This window comes from Bremerella sp. TYQ1 (assembly GCF_020150455.1).
In the GTDB taxonomy this organism is placed as follows: domain Bacteria; phylum Planctomycetota; class Planctomycetia; order Pirellulales; family Pirellulaceae; genus Bremerella; species Bremerella volcania_A.
In genome coordinates, this window is the sequence record NZ_CP083740.1 from 4,586,807 (window position 1) to 4,604,631 (window position 17,825).

A 17,825-nucleotide genomic window follows, 5' to 3' on the forward strand; every position below is an offset into this window, starting at 1 on the left:
GATTCTCGCGAAGCCTCGGTCTGTCGGCCGAAGGTTCTAGGCTGGGTGATCGAAACGGAGATTCACTAGGTTTCATCCCTCGATTATACGTGGCATCGATCGGGGCTGTTGGCTACTTCTTCAAGCCAACTGGATGACCGTCAAGTTCCCACGCGTCGTCGATATCGACACCCAAATAAGTTAACAGCGTCGGCACGGCATCGACGATGTAGACCTGATTGTCGAACTTCCCTTTCTCGGCTCCTTCGCCACTGACAATCAAAAAGCTGTGCAGGATGTCAGGGTTTTTGTGACCGCCACCATGTCCCTTGCCAGCTCCGCCGTGATCGCTGGTTACGACAATCAACCATTGTTCGTCGGTGCGTTTGTCGATCGCGTTGACCACTTCGCCCACAAGCGTATCGACATGTTCGATCGCGGCAATGTACTGTGGCACCGCGGGGTGAAAGCCATGGGCATGGCCTGCTTCGTCCACTTCACCGAAGTACAACATCATTGCCGTGGGGCCCTCTTTCTCGCTCAACTCTTTCAAGGCCGCGGCCAGTGCGTCGTCGTCTGCTTCGGCATACGAAGTTCCCTTGGCGGTATCCAGGGAAACGTCTGCGGACGAAACGATGTACTTCGCAATCGGCGTCCAGTTGATGATCGAAACCGTCTTGGCTTGCGGCAGGGCCTGTTTCACGAAGTGGAAGAAGTGTGGGTACTTGTCGAACTTTGGCTCTTTGAACTGATTCCCCTGCACGTTGTGCTTGTCGGCCCAAACGCCGGTGTTAATGCTGCCCCAGCCTGGCCCACTGATGGTGTCGTTCTTCTGGTAACGGTCTCCCAGGATCAGCGCCGTCGGCGAGTAAATCCCGTTTGCTTTCAACTTGTCGAGATTCGGCGTTTGGGCTTTCGTCATGGCATCAAAGCGACACCCATCGATCCCCAGCAGAAGCACATGTTTCGTTTTTTCGGCGGCCGAAAGCGAAGTGGTTGTCGCCAAAAGCAAGATGGTAAGCAGCAAAACGCAGCGCATGAGATGATCTCCAGCCAGGGAACTTTAGTTGACTGAGAGTGTACTTTGGCGCAACACCCGAGTCCACGTTCCTGGCGTTATTTTCTGGTTAATCGATAAGCAATTCGATTGGCGAAACCTTCTTTCTACCGACGCTGTAACTGCTTGAAAATATTGCGAGCACTCGATCCTAGCTGGCCGATCTCAAGTCCCTCCTTCCGTAGCATTTGATTGCTGAACTCGTAAAGAAGCAGTAACGTCACCAGCGAAATGACAGGTATGCAGATAAGGATTGCCGTCACGGTGGCTACCACGCTATTGGTCAAACATCGCGTCAATGCAAAGCCCGAGACCACCGAGAAAAGTATGATCGGCGGGATGGAAAGAACGGAAATGAGATATACGAATACATAACTTGGGAATAACCAGCCAGGAAATTCCCACACGTTGTAAATGTAATTCCATAACGCGCCACATATTAACGCGACAAACTGCGAAGTAACCGTTCCCGCAAACGCCCAGCCGACCCACTGGCGATAGCGAGCGATGCGATAGATCGCTTGCCGCTCGTCCACGAAATGGTGCACTGAGGAGGCGTTTGGCGAACGAAAGGGTGAATCAACTTCGCACATCTTTTCGTCGAGACTCTTTTACATGTGGATAGAGTGCAGCATCTAGCTACTTACCAACGCGAAAAAACTACCGAAACAGGTCAGATGATCTTCGCCGGGGTAACACTTCTATGAAGGTGCTAAAGCATCGCCGGCCCTACGGCTGTTCTGCTTCCGCCTGGGCAGCCATCTCGCGTAAAGCTTTCCAGTTGGGACCGAAGTGACCGAACGGTATGCCTTGCGCCTCGAAGTGTTCACGGATGGTCCCTACAACACTCAGCAGACCGAACAGTCCAAGGCACGGAATCGCCGCCCAGATCAAAAAGAAGATGTAGTCATGCCAGCGTGCGTTTTCGAGAGATCGCAGAAGGCGGAACATACACCAGACCGAGAACAAGTAGATCAAACCCAGTAAGATCGATGACGAATAGGAAAAGATTTGTTTGCCCAGTTCTTCATCAGGCAAGATATTCGTCAGGCCAGCGAGGACGGGAACGCAGGCGAACAGTCCCAGTTGCAGTGCGATGGCGATGTAGGCCCAACGCAAATGCCGAAAGCATCGAACGATCGCATCTCCGTACACCCTGCGAACCAAGTCCGCGTCGTCCATGCCTGGGGACTTATAAGGTGAGTCACGCTGATCGGAGGATGTCACGGAAGTGCTCCCGCAAGAGCAACGCACCAGAGCACGACATGCCGACTGGCAGTCATTCCGATTGCTCCAGTTGTTGCCGAAGGGCTCGTTGGCTGATTCCCAGCATACCGACACTCAGGCCGTTTCGGAGGAAGTATTTTGACGTTCGATAACTGATCACCAAGAGGATGATGATGGAAATGTACGGCAACAACTGACAGGCTGCCGGGATAAGCCAGCCGATTTCGTGTTGGGTGGCGTGCGATAGACGGCGCAGGAAAAGCGTCGTGATAATGATTGTGATTAGGGCAAAGAGGGTAATGGAAAGGACATATGCCATTGGCAGCCATGTGGGGAGGGTGCCCAGCTTTACGGCATCTTCCAATGGTTCGATGACGGTGTTGAACAAACCAAGGAAAAGATGCGTTAGCGATTGAAAGAGTGCGCAGACCAAGATGGCTCGCTGCAACCAGGCCAGTTTCAGGAAACGCGAAGTATCAGCCTCTTGAGCAGCGGTCGATTCCAGGCTGGGCGAAGCAAAGGGTGATGAATCCATTAAGTGCGTTGCCGTGGTGCGAATGTTTGCGAAACGTGTCTACTTCATGCCCAACGTTTTCGGATCGGCTGGCGTGCCGTCGTGGTGGCGAAGTTGTTCGAGGATTTGCTTCTGCGAAGGACCGATCCAGCCAAACTGCAGCCCATAGCTACGAAGCTTGTGTTGCAAGAGTCGCGCGGCGGGGAACGTGCCGAAGATCGACAAGAGCGGCAGCGCTGCGATGGCTACCATCCAGAAATGCCGCTTCGGAACGTCGAGCCACATGAAGATGCAGAATATTACGCCAGCGACCAGCAAGCTGGCTCCTGCCCACATCGACCCGAGCAGAAGCACAACTTGGAAGTTGGTCAGGCTGTTTGAAGATCGCCCTTCAATCTCGGCCAAAATCATGAGTGGAGCGAGCAGCCCGCCGAAGGAAAACGCACAGACAATCTCGAGCCAACGCAGTCCGTTGGCGACGCGGAAGATCTCGCGGGAGCGTTCGTCGAGCGTTTCGTCGATTTCGTTGGTTGTTTGCGGCGAGGCAAATGGAGATTCTTCGTGCATCCGCTTCTCCATCGTGTTAGCAACGAAATAGATGAGTTAGTCTTTTGCGATGACCATGCCCGCACAGTGCCCTTTGCGCGTCTGGCTGAGAATCAGGATCGCGCGTTTATCAATCGAAAGTGGCTCGCCATGCACGATCGGCAGATCGCAATCAGGATCGGGCGTGTCGTAGTTCAGCGTCGCAGGAACTTTGCCATGTTCCAGAGCTAACACGGCAACAGCCGCATCGACAGCACCACAAGCCGAACCTGAGTGCCCGTAATAGCTTTTAAGGGCCGTGACAGGAACGCCAGGAAGTGCGGACTTGATCCCTGCAGCTTCCAGCGGATCGTCCGCGATATTGCCGCTTCCATGGGCGAAGACGCACGCTAGATCGTCGGCGGTGATCCCCGCATCGCGAAGTGTCGCTGTCACGCAGTTTCTAATCGCCTCAGGCGAAATCGGAGCTTCCGGGGTCACACGACCAAATGTCGAGGCTGCTCCGAGGACTTTCCCAATAATCTTCGCCCCGCGAGCTTCTGCTTTTTCCCGCGTTTCCAGAACCAACGCGGCAGCTGCTTCGCTACTGACCATGCCGTCACGATCTTTCTCGAACGGACGCGAAGCTTTCTCCGGTTCGTCATTGCGATGCGAAAGAAGCGAGTCGCCACGATAGAGCAGCACGTTCAAGTTCAAGCGAGAACCGGTCGCGCCGGCGATCATGCAGTCCATCGTACCGCGTCGCAGATGCGCGAGCGCTTCGGCCATCGCGTTGATCGCGCTGGCTTCTTCCAAGCAGATGGTGTTGTTGTGTCCACGGCCGTCGTAGTAGATACCGACATGGCACGCCGGCATGTTCGGAAGGTACTTCAGCATCCACAAAGGATTCGTCTCGCTCATCGCGGACGGTCCCCAGCGATCGTGCTGATACCAGCCTTCTTCAATGCACTGGTTGTATGCGTCTCGAAGGTCCTCGAAGTCGCTGTACATCATCTCGGCGCCATAGACGACACCGAGCCGTTCCGGATCGACGCTGCCGGGTTCGAGGCCGGCTTGCTCCATGCCGATCGCGGCTGCGGCAAAACCCGTTTGGATTTCACGGCACATCACCTTCAGGGCTTTGCGAGGTTTGACGTACTTCTTGCCTTCGAAGCCAGTCAGCTCTCCCCCAAATGTGACTGGATAGCCTGGCATGGCAATTTCTGTCAGGGGCGCAATGCCTGACTTGCCTTGCATGAGGCTTTCCCAGACGGCTTCGTTGCCGACTCCAATGGGGCTGACGAGCCCGTTACCGGTGATTACGACTTCGACTTGGGATTGCATCCGAATGCTTGGCTTTCCTGAAGCGATCGCGAAAGATTGATTGTCTGTTATATCGGTCGGCCCTGCCCTTCCCTAGATCGGCCTTACGCCGGCACTTTCGCCATTTCCGAAAAATCGCGGCAATGTCGATAATTTAGGCAGAAAATACCATCTTGGAAGGGTGGGTTGTGATATTTCCATGAATTACGCTTAACATGATAGCTAGATGCACACCTTGGACCCTGTAATCGTCACTGCTTACCCCACTTCCGCCGGAAAGTTGACCGAGACTGGACAATTGGCGGAACCCGCCCTATCGCCTCAGCCGATTTTGATGCTTAGGAAGTAAATCCTGATTCATGGATGGTTTTACCGAAACTGCGAACCCGGCACCTAATCGATACAGCCATGAGCCACACCTCCGACAAAGCCTCGCAAGCTCCTTTGCACTGCAACAAGTCTGAAGATTTCTCGATGGCCGAAGCCCGCAAGACGATCGGCGACTTGTTCAAGCCGAAGCCTTGGGTCTATTGGACTGATTTCTTGGTTTGCTTTGCCGTTGGCATTGTTTGCTTTCGTATGGTTCGCGAAAGCGAATTGTTCAGCTGGCAGCAAATTACCTGCTTCGTGATCAGCAGTGCCCTGTTTTACCGGTTGGCAATGTTCATTCACGAACTTGTCCACCTTCGCACAGGCACGATGACCGCTTTCCGCGTGACGTGGAACCTGTTGGTCGGCATTCCGTTTCTGATGCCGTCGTTCGTCTATTATACGCACCTCGACCATCATCGCCGAAAGCACTACGGCACCGACATGGATGGCGAGTACCTTCCGATCGAACATGAAGGGCGTTGGCAGATCTTCGCGTTTCTGGCTTCCAGTTTCGTCGTACCGATCTTGGCCGTCTTCCGCTTCTTGATCCTCACGCCGCTGACTTGGGTCAGCCCTCGCTTTCGCAACTGGGCTTTCCAGCATGCGTCGTCGATGGTGATCGATCCGAAGTACATTCGCCCGCTGCCAACCAAGAAAGCCATGCGATTGATTCGCCTGCAGGAAGGTTTGTGCTTTCTGTGGTGTCTGGGCATCCTGATTGGTGCTTTGACGGTGGGAGGTTACCCTTACCCGTTCATCATTCAAGCCTACTGCACCGGCGTGTTTATCTTAACGCTCAATGCACTGCGTACGCTGGTCGCCCATCGTTGGCACAATCATGAAGGGGAAATGACGTTCCTCGAACAGCTGTTGGACTCGGTTAACTTCCCCTCCAACAAATGGGTCACACAGATCTGGGCCCCTATCGGAACACGCTTCCACGCGCTGCATCACATGTTCCCTTCGCTGCCATACCATGCGATGCCAGAGGCTCACCGCCGCTTGATGGAGAAGCTGCCTGAGGGCTCGCCGTATCATCGCACCAACGAGTATTCGTTCCGGCATGCGTTTATGGATTTGTGGAACCGCTGCGGAAAAGCGAAGCAGCACAAAGCTCGGACTGCCAAAGCACCGCAAGTCGAAACGAACCACGCCCATAACGAAATGGCCAAGTCGGCGTAGGCTCGTTCCGGAAGTATTGATCGAATCCGCCCATGGTGCCGCTCGCTAAGCCAGTGGCACCATGCCGTGCGACAGGGCATAATCGTCATCATGAGCGAAGACGAAACCAAACCATTGCCCCCTTCCGATCCGCGGGTCTTCTTTGCTGCCGAACGCACCATGCTGGCGTGGCTGCGAACGGGGCTGGCCATTATTGGCGTTGGCTTTCTCGTCGCGCGGTTCGGGCTGTTCCTGGAAATGCTGCGGCACCCCGGCGTCGACATTAGTCCGCCGTTGATTTCTTCGCTGATCGGTATCGGTTTCGTTTTGCTGGGAGCCACACTCATTGGCGTCTCGGCCTGGCAGCATACCGGCTTCATTCGCAAGATGACTCTCGACCAGCGACCGGCAAACTACAGCATGCAACTCGCCGTTTGGGTTTCGGCGGTCGTTACGTTCCTGGGCTTGGCTTTGGCCATCTATCTGCTGCTCAGCGTCTTCACCGGCGAACCGATCCACCCGTCGACTGCGGCTTAACGCACGCGGCACGCTGCCGCTAGAGACCCATATTTCGCGTCAGAAAGCCTCTTTTCAGGCTGAAAACAGAAGAAATATCTCCATGCCACGTGAAATCACCACGCCAACTTGCCTTTCGATTCCAGCGGCATGAACTATAGTAAATGCGGACCCTCTCTCCCCTTTCCCACCCCCGAAAACTTCAAAAGCAAGTAGGTTTTTCCTTGATGACACCCCCTCGCTCGCTTTTTGCCCGCGTTCTGTCTGTTGTCACGCTTTGTCTTCTTCCGGCCACTTTGTCGGCAGCCGATGCTCCCAAGCCTCTCAAGGCCCTTTTGGTCACCGGCGGTTGTTGCCACGACTATCAGACACAAAAGAACATCATCAAAGAAGGCCTCGAGGCACGTGCTCATATCGAAGTGACGGTCGTCCACGAAGGGGGCAGCACCACCGACACGAAGATTCCCCTTTATCAAGATCCCAACTGGGCCGACGGTTACGACATCGTTCTGCACAACGAATGTTTTGCCGCGGTGAAAGATCCGGCATGGACCGCCCGCGTGTTGAAGCCGCACCAGGAAGGGCTCCCCGGCGTGGTCATTCATTGTGCGATGCACTGCTACCGCGACGGAACCGACCAGTGGTTCAAGTTCTGCGGCGTTACCTCGCATCGCCACGGTGCCCATTACCCCCACGCCGTTTACAACTACGACGCCGAACATCCCATCATGCAAGGCTTCGGACCTGCTTGGGCCAATCCGCAAGGCGAGCTTTATCACATCGCTAAAGTCTGGGACACCGCGCATGTTTTGGGGGCTTCCAAAGAGCGTGACCAAGGGACCGAGCATGCTTGTATCTGGACCAATCAATATGGCAAAGCCAAAGTCTTCGGCACCACGCTTGGTCATCACAACGAAACGATGGAAGCGGACGAATTCCTTAACATGCTGACCCGCGGCACCCTCTGGGCGTGCGATAAGCTTTCCGACGAATACCTGAAAGAAGTCAGCGCCGCTCCGAAGCTGGTGCCTGTGAACCTGGCATTGAACAAGTCGGCCAAAGCTTCCAGCGAAGAGACCGGCAAAAACAATTTCGCCAAGAATGCCTTCGACGGCAAAGAGTCGACACGTTGGTGTGCCAGTAGCGGCAGCTATCCACAGTGGCTGCAAGTCGACTTGGGCCAGCCGCAAGACATTCGCGGCGTGCAGATCGAATGGGAAAACAACGGCGTCTATCAATACGTCGTCCAAGGCAGCCGCGACGGCGAAAGTTGGGAGACACTGCTCGACCAATCGAAGAACAACGGCAACACCTACGACTTTGAAATCAACGCCGACGGTATCCAGCATGTCCGCATCGACGCCCAAGGCAAGAACTCCGGCGGCTGGGCCTCGATTCGCGAGCTCCGCCTGCTTGGCAAAGAACTTGTCGAAGTCACTCCGCAAAAGTCGCAGGAAGACGAAGACGCCAAGAAGCTGGCCGAAGTGAAACTACCGGAAGGCTTCGAGAAGAAGATCTTCGCGGCACCTCCCGCGGTGAACTACCCAGTGTTTGTCGCCGCATCTCCTGAAGGGGACGTTTACGTTTCGGTCGACAAGAATGGCTCGCTCGACCGCGAACTGAAGCGAGGTGCCATCCACCGCCTGCGAGACACCGACGGCGACGGCAAAGCGGACGAAGTGAAGCTGTTTGTGCCCGATGTCGATTCGCCGCGGGGGATCGTCTGGGATCGCGATCGGTTGTACGTGCTGCACCCGCCGCACCTCAGTGCGTTCATCGACGAAGATGGTGACGGCCGTAGCGACAAGCAAGAGATTCTGATCAAGAACCTGGCGTTCACGTTCAAAGATCGCCCCGCCGACCATACCTCCAACGGCGTGACCCTCGGGATCGATGGCTGGCTTTACCTCGCCATCGGCGACTTCGGTTTCATGGAAGCGGAAGGGGCCGACGGTAAGAAGCTGCAAATGCGTGGCGGGGGTGTCCTGCGTGTTCGACCAGACGGAACGGACATGGAGGTTTACAGCTACGGTACGCGAAACATTCTGGAAGTGGCGGTCGACCCGCTAATGAACGCGTTCACGCGTGACAACACCAACGATGGTGGCGGCTGGGACATTCGTCTGCACCACTTCAGCGGTCTGGAAGATCACGGCTATCCTCGACTGTACATGAATTTCGGCGACGAAATCGTGCAGCCGCTGGCTGATTACGGCGGCGGTTCCGGGTGCGGCGCACTCTACATGGACGAGCCAGGCTTCCCCGAAGGTTACGGCAACGCCCTCTACACAGCCGACTGGGGACGCAGCTGGATCTATCGCCATAATCCGAAACGCCAAGGAGCAACGTTCGAGGTCAACCAGGAAGAGTTCCTCGGCATCCCTCGCGTGACCGACTTAGACGTCGACGCCAACAGCAACATCTACGCCGCCAGCTGGAAGGGAGCAACCTTCAAGTACAACGGCGAAGATGTCGGTTACTTGGTTCAGGTGACACCTAAGGGATATCAGCCGGCTACCATGCCGAAGCTGGCAGAGGCTTCCGACGATCAACTGTTTGAACTGCTGCATTCCGACAGCCATCGTCGACGCTTGGCCGCCCAGCGAGAACTACTCGCACGCTGCCAAGGCGAAATAAAGAACGAAGAACAAGCGAAAGTGCTGCTGGGACGACGTAAGAAGATTTTCGATGAAGCGATCAAGATGGCGACGCAACCTCGAAATACGAACCTTTCGGTAGAGACCCAAGTGGCCGCTCTCTACCTGGCAACGTTGATTGCTGTCGAAACCGACGGGACGTTTGAAGGTTCCGATCGTCGGGGCCGGACATTACCTGAAATCGTTAGTAATGTGTTGCCTCAATTGGCCAAGGACCAGAAAGTTGGAGCACTGGCAATTCGAGCACTTTCCGATGTAGATCGCTTGTCGATCGTCCCTCAAATGAAGGCCATTGAGAGAGGTGCTCCCACTTATCTTGGCAGTAAGGATTCGCGTACGCAGCTAGAGGCCATTATCGCTCTCGGCCGTGTTAACCGTGACCCGCGAGTTACTTCTTCCCCAGACATGACAGCCGCAAACGTAGCGTTGACCAAATTTCTGGGCAACGATGATCCGGTGATCCGTCACACGGCGTTTCGTGCCCTCGCCAATCGTGAAGCGTACGAACCCCTCTTCTTCATCCTGGATGGCCGCACCGCGACCGAACGTAAGCGTCAATTCGCGTTGTTCGCCCTCCAGCGGATGCACAAGCCGGAAGTCGTGGATGGGTTGATCGAGCGAGTTGCTAAGGAAGACAACGCGTACCGCCGTCAAGGATTGTTAACCGCCCTGTGCCGACTTTACTTCGTCGACGGCGAGTGGAAGGGAAACAGTTGGGGCACGCGGCCTGACACACGCGGGCCATACTACCAGCCCGAGAAATGGGAGCTGTCCGACAAGATCGGCGGCGTCCTTCGCAGTACATTGGCCTCGGCCGACAGCGAGGAATCGGCGTTCCTGCTAGAGCAGCTGCGTCGTCACCGGATTGAACTGGACGGCACGCTTCGCCTGGCACTGCTGAAAGCGGCCAACGATCCGAAGTTCGCCGCCGCCGCGGTGAGCATGATCGCCGAGTCGAACGAACTTCCCAGCGAAGCAATCGGCTTGCTGACGGCGACCGCGACGGCCGAGGATACCCAAGCTGAAACTCGCGGTCAGGCCATCACTGCCCTGCTCCGCAGTACCGACGCCGAGACCGTCGAAGCCGCACTGGCCGGCCTGACAAAGCTGCACGCCGAGGACGCCAACGGTGCCGCCTACAAGAAGGCGTTTGCCGAGTTCCAGAACAAAGATCAGCTGAGCCGCCAGATCGGCGTGCTGGAATCGCTCGCGAAGACGCCAACTTCTGCTGACGCTATCTGGGCCGAAGCCGCCATGTTGACGTTGTCGCAGCAAAAGAAACTTTCGCCGGAAGTCGAAAGCAGCGTGAACGGTTCGCTGGAAAGTGGCTGGAACGATCCGGCTCGTCAGCCGAACCTGCTTGCCGCGGCGATGATCGTCAACGATCGCCAGTTGGAAGATAAAGTTCGCGGGCTGCTCGACAGTCAGAACGCCGAAGTCGCTTCGGCCGCCGGCAAAGTAGCCGCCGCGTGGAAGCTGAAGGCCCAGATGAACAAGCCGACCGGACCGAAGGTGGCGACCATCGATCCGCAGGAAGTCGTCCAACAGGTCGTCGGCATGAAGGGTGACAAAGCTCGCGGCGAACAGCTCTTTGCCAAGCTGACGTGTAACAAGTGCCACACCGTCGAGCCGAACGAAACGCCTCGCGGGCCTTACTTGCCGCAAGTCGCGAAGACGTACAAGCGAGATCAGCTGACCGAAGCGATCGTCCTGCCGAGCAAGTCGCTCGCCCAAGGGTTCGTGACAAACATTTTCCAGATGGAAGATGGTCGCCTGCTGTCAGGCTTCATCACCTTCGAAGGCCCCGAAAAGATTGTCATTCGCGATAATCAGGGGAACGAGATCACGCTGAATCCAGACGAGATCCTCGGTCAGAAGAAGGACGATATCTCGATCATGCCGGTCGGCCTGGCCAACGATGTCACCGTCCAGGAACTCGCCGACCTGGTGACCTACCTGGAAAGCCTTTCGTCGAAGGCTGGGCAGAAGTAAGCCGAGCTGATTCGCCTCGGGGCTTACGGCTTGCTGGTAAGCCCCTTGCTGAGAAACGCGTACGCCGCTTCCCGCATCTCGGGCGGGAAGTCGTGTTGGACGTCGGGGTGTTTGACCTCTAGCGATGCCTCGGCACCGTAGAGGCCATAGATCGGCTTCGCCGCGCGAACGATTCGGTCGACGCTTTCATGGCGGAAATTGCTGTCCCGCAGCGGAGCAATAATCAGCACGCGGCGCGGGGCCAACGCGCCGATCATTTCGTGGAAGTCGAACGGAATGCTTTCCAGCTTGCCACGATAGTCGGCCATCCGTGGCATGTATCGCAGCTGCGTCCATCCTCTTCCGTTCTGCCAAACGTCAGGGTTGCCGTCGTAATAATCGACGTACGAGTCGAGCCCGCAGCTACTGACCACCACGGCAATTCGCGGATCGAAAACGCCCGTGTACACCGAGCCATGCCCGCCGAGCGAGTGCCCGATCGCACCGTAACGATCCTGCTGCACGAAGGGAAGCGTCTCCAGCAAGTCGATCCCCCGCATGTTGTCCCACACCCCCTTCAGCGTGCCGCTCTGCCAGCCGAGTGCTTCGATGTCAGGCTGATACTTGGCCAACAGCGGATAGTTCGGCGCCAGCGTCACGAAACCACGTTCGGCCAACTCGCCGGCATAGTTCCGATTCGGCCGACCCAAGCCAACCACCGTGCCATGGCCGATCGTGTTATCGGTTCCATGCAAACAAAGAATGCCTGGCACCGGATCGGCATCGCTGCGAAGGGCCTTTTTCGGCACGCACAAGTAAGCCGGCACAAAGCAGCCAGGCTCCGACTGATACCGAATCAAACGCCGCACGTACGAACCGCAATCGATCTCTTCGATCAGTTCCACTTCCAATTCGCATCGCTTCTCGTCGCCCGGCAGCTCGCCCATCACCGACTGCATGCCGCGAACCACTTCGGCTCGTCGTTGCTGCCAGTCATCGATCGACATCACCGGCCGCGTCTGCCCTGTCGCATCGCGATACAAAAGAAGATTCTCACGAGGCAACCGCTGTGCAAAGACAGCCGACACATGCACCACGCCGGCGATCAGCACCAACAACACAACCATCAAACGAAGCAACATCCGGCAGGCTCTCTCGGCAAGAGGTAAAAAGAGGTGTCGCCCATTTTAAGGAACCGAAAGCGGACGAACAAATCGCGAGAGTTACAAACGCAAAATGCATCAAGACCGTAGCGGTATCGTGCGTCGGCACTCTGCAAACGACGACTCTTCCCTGTCAATGTTGGCGAACGCTTTGGCAAAAAGCTCTTCCACAACGCTCCAATCTTTTAGCGTTTGCCCTTGGGCATATCCACGCCCCTCTCGAAAGAAGAAGGCGGTGGTGTCTTCGCCATAACGCCCGCCGTCGGTGACTTTCGATAACAGTTCATCGCGAATAGAACGAAAGTCGAACGTATTTGGCGTGCATGTTGCTTCGGAATTGTTTTGCGTCAGGACACTAACTTTCGCCGAACCGTTCTCGAAAAGATCGACCCTCCAGCGAGTTGGCGTTTCCAGATAACAAGCGACGATTGGGCTTTCCAGCAACTCGATTCGATCGATCGCGTCGTCGCTGTTCGCTCCAAAAAAGAAGTCATCAGAGCCCATCCCTTGGAAGTCTCCGACAAGAATATCCCCGTCCATCAAATAGAAGCTGTAGTTGCATTCAGACCAGGCATAGCGACCGTTTTCCCAAAGAAGCAGCTTGTCCGAGTCTTCCGATTCGAAGCGTCGGGAAAGACTGGTATCCCACTCCCCATAGCGGCTGCCGAACGTTAGCTCTTGAAAACAAAACGTAACAAGCAGTTCAGCCAGAGAGTTGCTGATTTGCGGCCACTGATCTATTCGTTCTATTCCTTCGTCCTGCGTGTCGCACCACACCGGCGAATCTTCGCCTTCGGCGTTGGCAGCCATCAACCAGCAGCCTTGGTTCTCTTGGAGAAACACAACTTTACCATCGTCGGTCCATTGCAGTCGTTCCGGACGCAGCAACATGTCTTGCGTGGCAAAGTTGCTGACCCAGCCATACTTCTCGTACATCGCATCGCGACCATCGATCGCCGGCCATCGGCCTGCGAATGCATACAATCGACGAAGGGGCTCCGGCAACTTGAGCTGATCGAGGTTTTCTACGGGCTCACCATAAGATTCGCAGCGAGGCCCCAGCCAGAACTCAATGAATCGTTCTAGTTCGCCCATTAGTTCGGACGGAGTCGTTTTGTTTTCGAAGTCGAACATGAACGTCGCATCTTTCGGTGGCAGAAAAGCGAGGAAACCGATTTGCGGAAGTTCGCTATTCTAGCCGTATTAGAAAGGGGTACGACTATTTACCGAAAATCTTCATGGCATTGGCGAACTGAGGGTCATTCGCGCTGCCGGTAATGACCATGCGATCTCCGATCATTGCCCTGACTTTGGGAACCGATACCACGGAGCCATTGACGACGAATGCCAGCTGCGTGACGCCGGCCGTCGTTGTTGCGGCGACCATTTTTCGCGAGCCGGATGGCTTTAGCTTGAGGGCGAGGCCTGGGGAGTCAGGCAAATCGGTTTCTTGGACTGCGATGGTTTCGATATCGTTTGTCGCCACGACCGGTGGCGTGACGAGATAGATCGGCGTCCCGTTGACCGGATCGATCGCCGGTTTTGTGTTGGCTCCCTGGGTTGGAGTGATCTGATAGATCTCGATCAACGCACCTTTGGGAACAGGAATGGGCGTTGTATTCTTCGGTTGATAACATCCCGTCGCCGCGGCAACGATGACCACTCCCATAAGCAAGACGCTTGTTCTGTTGTGCATATCGAGGCTCCCTGCAGGCGTTATCGCGACCAAGCGATGTTCAATGTACTTACGCTATTCGCCTCGGAGTCTAACATCTTGGAGCCGCTGTGTGAAAAAGGGGAGCGACTTGCGATGCGAAGAGAGGGAAGAAGATATGCCCACGCGAACGAGGGCATGGCACCCGGAACTAGAAGAATAAATCGACGAATCCGGACTAACCTACTTGCTTGGTGATGAAGCGGTTGGTTTGGCGTCGTCGTCCATTGGGGGCATAGGCATCGGAGGGTCGAAGTCGCCGTCGCGCATCGGGGGAGGTCCGTCGAACTCAGGTCGCGGTCCGAACTCGCGATCGCCACGCATGCCTGGGCCGCCAGGTCCCCGACCATCAGGGCCTCGGCCTTCGGGGCCGCGATCGCCACGGCCATCCGGACCGCGGTTATCGCCACCGCGTCCATCGCCGCGGCGGCCATCTCGGTCGTTGCCTCGGCGCCCGTCACGATCGTCTCGGTCACGTTCCCATGGAGGTGGACCAGGCGGACGACCACCAAAGAAACGGTTGCCATTCTCACGCATATAGTCGCGACGCAATTCTTTATCGAACGCCTCCGGTGACATTGCCGCAAGTTCCGATTGGCGACTCTCCGGCAGTTTGCGATAGAACTTTTGTAGCTCGTCGTCGTCCACGCGGTTTTGGAAATGTGAGAAGACGGCGGCCTGCATCAATGCGCCCAATAGCCCTCGCTGGCGTTCGACCGGCTCTGCTTTCAACTTCGTCTGCGTGTCTTTGTCTAACTGGGAAGCCAATTTGTCGAAGTCTTCGTCCGACGGCGTCAACGCTTTCACGTCAGGAACGCGGAACATCCAGACCCAGATGACAAACAGCTTTCGATCTTCCGAGGCGTCTTCCAGGCGTTCTTTCAGCCAAGGAACTTTCTCGTACAGCTTCGGCTCGTTGGCCAGGATCTCTTCTTTGTGATTGATAAGCCACTGGTTGAACCACTGACGAATGGCGTCGAAGTCTTCCCGCTTCGGTTTTATGTCGCGGAACGCGTATCGAGTCAGCTCGTCGAACTCTTTGCGTTCCTGCATCTGAATGATGCGTTTGATTTCGGTGATGCGTTCGTCCGGCGGCAGTTCCTGAAGCTTAAGACGTTCGACCGAGCTGATGGTTTTCAGCCAGTCGTAATAACGATGCATCACTTCTCGAAGCTGATCCCCTTCGGGATGTTCGTTCAGCGCGTCGTTGAGTGCGATGCGGCGATTGCGTTCTTCGGACGAAAGCTTCTCGAAGCGTTCCAGCTTTTGACGCAGTTCCGTTTTGTCGGCGGCCGACATCGTTTCGATACGTGCCACGCGATCCGAAATGCTCTCTTGCGCGTGGCCGATCAGCGAGGTGACCAACACGAGGGCAACGATGGTGGCGGCTGTGATGCCGTTACGATTCATCGCTGGTTTCTCCCGTGAAGAGGCCTTCTTTGCGGAGCGACTCGAGGAACTCGATATTGTCGATACGCTCGAACTCGTCGACGTTTTCGATCACCGGCAGGTTCTCGACAAGGACTCGATCAGGCCGCGTGAGTCGCCACTGCGTGAGCATGTAGCCCATGCCGACCAAGGCAACGATTCCCAGGGCGATACCAATTTGACGAATCGTGGCTGTGCGTTTCTTCTGTTGCTCGAACTGTTGGATCTCTTGCGAGGCGGCAACAGTGATCATCTCGACGGTGGTACGAACGAACTTTTCGTCGTCCAGGTCGGCTTTGGGAAGCGAGTCGAGCATGTCCCACGCGCGATCGAGTTCGTCCAAGCGACTACGGAACGCTTCGTCCTCGGCGAGGCGCGTTTCGACCATCGCTCTTTCCGAGTCGGAAAGCTCGTTGTCGAGATAGGCGGCTAACAGCTCGTCCATCTCGGTAGTGGCGTCGGGATGTGCGGTGGGATCAGTCATGGCTACGTCGCTAGGTAAACGGGTTGAACCCGCTTGATCCGCTAAAGTTCCTTAGCATTGTCATTGATCATGGATGGCGTGGGTGCCATGCCCTCGTCTGCGTGGGCATGTCTTCTTTCCAGTCCCCTCGCCCCTGCGGGGAGAGGGTTAGGGTGAGGGGCGAAACGGGTACCCACTTCACAACCCTCACCGTAGCCCTCTCCCTTGGAAAGGGAGAGGGGACTGGAAAGAGAGCTCTCGGCAATGTTTAAGGAACCGTTCCTTCTTGTAAGTAGGGTTGCAGGGCTTCTTTGAGGTTGGCCCTGGCGCGGGACAACAACGACTTGATCGCTTGGACCGACATGCCCATCGTTTCGGCGATATCGGCGTAACTCATTTCCTCGAACTTCGACAGCAGCACGGCCATGCGTTGCCGCTCGTTGAGGGTTTCGATGGCCTGGCGGACGATCGAACCCATCTCGGACTTATCGAGTTGTCTGGTCGGCATCATGCCACTTGCCGCGGTGGCAATGCGTTCCATCGGGTTCGCCGGCTGGCTGCCAGACTGATCGACGGTGTTGGTGACTTGGACTTCTTTGCGTCTTGCCAGGCTTCGCCGCGCATTGCTGGCGACGTTATTGACGATGGTGAAGAGCCAAGTCGAAAACCGCGAGCCGGGCACGTAAGTCTTTCGCGAGCGGTAAACGCGCATGAAGACATCTTGGGCCAGATCTTCGGCGAGATCTCGTTTGCCGGTGAGGTGTTCCAACACGGTCACCACGCGGCGCTGGTAACGGAGCATGAGCTCTTCGAACGCGGCGGCGTCATCATCGCGCACCAACAGCATGAGCCGGACATCCGGATCTTGCAGTTCGTACTTTCGGGCAGTCGATTCCGAAATCGACAAGGCATCTTCTCCGCGAGCCGACGTGACAACGTTTTCCACCGGGACGTTACTTCCCAGCGTTTCAGTCTAGGGACTGATATCGGCAAAAACTAGCAGCCTGGGCTTGTGGGTTCCGCGTGGTCGCTGTGGTCCGCTACGGCTTGTTCAACAAGGTGGTCATCATGAATCAGGGTACCCAAAGAATAACCCCGGCCACGAACAAAGGTTTCTTTGCCCCCTCGAAAGAGCTGCAAGGGGCATGAGGACAAGCCAAGACAAGCAAGTCTGAACAACGCTGGACGTATTATACCGGAGTGTACAAGGAACATTGAAAAAGTATGGACAGGGTCTGCATGGTGTATGAGGGAAGTTTGCGGGCGATTTCTTGGTAAGGAAATTCTTTTGGCACGCCCATTGCATATATACCTAGCATCCTAACGGAAGTTGAGACAGGGTCGTAACAGAGAAGAGGATCCTGGATAACAGGGGCCGGTATTAAGAAGAGGCACACCGGTTTTTGGCCTTAATCCTTTAGAGGCATTGGGTTAAGGTCGTTCCGAAAGGATGATAAGAGGCTTGAGTTGGAAGGATCTCCCCCTTCCATCCCGAATAGAACAGGCGAGTTCGTTTCACTGAAGCGACTCGCCTGTTTTATTTTGCACGTTGCAAAATTGATCAGTGTGCAATTTTGATACGCCCCGGATGGGGGTTTCAGTGCTGCGAAATGCGATACCAAATCGAAAAATGAAAATTGGTGCTAAAAAACCAACTTTTTCCCACCCCGGAATAATCTACTTGAAATCCGCAGAATAGATTAAAAGCCCGGTATCGCAGCTCTAAGCGGGAGAAAACTCGCAGAAATCCCGCCA

General features: G+C 55.8%; 15 protein-coding genes. 3 read left to right on the forward strand and 12 right to left on the reverse strand.

Features of this window, described 5'->3' with window-relative positions; all coding sequences use genetic code 11:
• Window positions 1-112: 112 nt before the first annotated feature.
• The 6 genes from LA756_RS18555 to LA756_RS18580 form a co-directional block, all read right to left on the reverse strand.
• Window positions 113-1,018, reverse strand: coding sequence for an alkaline phosphatase family protein (locus tag LA756_RS18555; RefSeq protein WP_224436221.1), 906 nt, complete (start codon window positions 1,016-1,018; stop codon window positions 113-115).
• A 125-nt stretch (window positions 1,019-1,143) separates the two neighbouring features.
• Complete coding sequence (locus tag LA756_RS18560) at window positions 1,144-1,584, reverse strand: hypothetical protein (protein ID WP_224436222.1); 441 nt, start codon at window positions 1,582-1,584, stop codon at window positions 1,144-1,146.
• Between the two features lie 181 nt (window positions 1,585-1,765).
• Window positions 1,766-2,263 carry a hypothetical protein gene (locus tag LA756_RS18565; RefSeq protein ID WP_224436223.1) on the reverse strand — a complete coding sequence of 166 codons (498 nt, stop codon included), beginning with the start codon at window positions 2,261-2,263 and terminating at the stop codon, window positions 1,766-1,768.
• Between the two features lie 52 nt (window positions 2,264-2,315).
• Window positions 2,316-2,798 (reverse strand): hypothetical protein, encoded by a 483-nt coding sequence (locus LA756_RS18570; RefSeq protein WP_224436224.1) that lies wholly within the window; start codon window positions 2,796-2,798, stop codon window positions 2,316-2,318.
• Window positions 2,799-2,837: 39 nt separating this feature from the next.
• Entirely contained in the window at window positions 2,838-3,344 is a 507-nt protein-coding gene (locus LA756_RS18575; RefSeq protein ID WP_224436225.1) for a hypothetical protein, read from the reverse strand.
• 36 nt (window positions 3,345-3,380) lie between these two features.
• Entirely contained in the window at window positions 3,381-4,646 is a 1,266-nt protein-coding gene (locus LA756_RS18580; RefSeq protein ID WP_224436226.1) for a beta-ketoacyl synthase, read from the reverse strand.
• Between the two features lie 387 nt (window positions 4,647-5,033).
• On the opposite strand from LA756_RS18580, the gene LA756_RS18585 reads away from it, so the two are divergent.
• The 3 genes from LA756_RS18585 to LA756_RS18595 all read left to right on the forward strand — a co-directional run bounded on the left by LA756_RS18585 (window position 5,034) and on the right by LA756_RS18595 (window position 11,323).
• On the forward strand, window positions 5,034-6,179 hold the full coding sequence (locus LA756_RS18585) for a fatty acid desaturase (protein ID WP_224436227.1): 1,146 nt from the start codon (window positions 5,034-5,036) through the stop codon (window positions 6,177-6,179).
• Between the two features lie 90 nt (window positions 6,180-6,269).
• On the forward strand, window positions 6,270-6,695 hold the full coding sequence (locus LA756_RS18590; protein WP_224436228.1) for a YidH family protein: 426 nt from the start codon (window positions 6,270-6,272) through the stop codon (window positions 6,693-6,695).
• Window positions 6,696-6,901: 206 nt separating this feature from the next.
• Window positions 6,902-11,323 carry a discoidin domain-containing protein gene (locus tag LA756_RS18595; protein WP_224436229.1) on the forward strand — a complete coding sequence of 1,474 codons (4,422 nt, stop codon included), beginning with the start codon at window positions 6,902-6,904 and terminating at the stop codon, window positions 11,321-11,323.
• 23 nt (window positions 11,324-11,346) lie between these two features.
• On the opposite strand, the gene LA756_RS18600 is transcribed toward LA756_RS18595, so the two are convergent.
• From LA756_RS18600 to LA756_RS18625, 6 genes are all read right to left on the reverse strand, one after another.
• Window positions 11,347-12,444, reverse strand: coding sequence for a S9 family peptidase (locus LA756_RS18600; RefSeq protein ID WP_224436230.1), 1,098 nt, complete (start codon window positions 12,442-12,444; stop codon window positions 11,347-11,349).
• 99 nt (window positions 12,445-12,543) lie between these two features.
• On the reverse strand, window positions 12,544-13,599 hold the full coding sequence (locus tag LA756_RS18605) for a hypothetical protein (RefSeq protein WP_224436231.1): 1,056 nt from the start codon (window positions 13,597-13,599) through the stop codon (window positions 12,544-12,546).
• A gap of 85 nt (window positions 13,600-13,684) precedes the next feature.
• On the reverse strand, window positions 13,685-14,161 hold the full coding sequence (locus LA756_RS18610) for a hypothetical protein (RefSeq protein WP_224436232.1): 477 nt from the start codon (window positions 14,159-14,161) through the stop codon (window positions 13,685-13,687).
• Between the two features lie 201 nt (window positions 14,162-14,362).
• Window positions 14,363-15,589 (reverse strand): hypothetical protein, encoded by a 1,227-nt coding sequence (locus LA756_RS18615; RefSeq protein WP_224436233.1) that lies wholly within the window; start codon window positions 15,587-15,589, stop codon window positions 14,363-14,365.
• Window positions 15,579-16,091 (reverse strand): anti-sigma factor, encoded by a 513-nt coding sequence (locus tag LA756_RS18620; protein WP_224436234.1) that lies wholly within the window; start codon window positions 16,089-16,091, stop codon window positions 15,579-15,581. Before LA756_RS18620 ends, LA756_RS18615 begins: the two co-directional genes overlap by 11 nt.
• A gap of 247 nt (window positions 16,092-16,338) precedes the next feature.
• The gene (locus LA756_RS18625) at window positions 16,339-17,016 is read right to left on the reverse strand and encodes an RNA polymerase sigma factor (protein ID WP_224436235.1); all 678 of its coding nucleotides are present in this window, start codon (window positions 17,014-17,016) and stop codon (window positions 16,339-16,341) included.
• Between the last annotated feature and the right edge of the window lie 809 nt (window positions 17,017-17,825).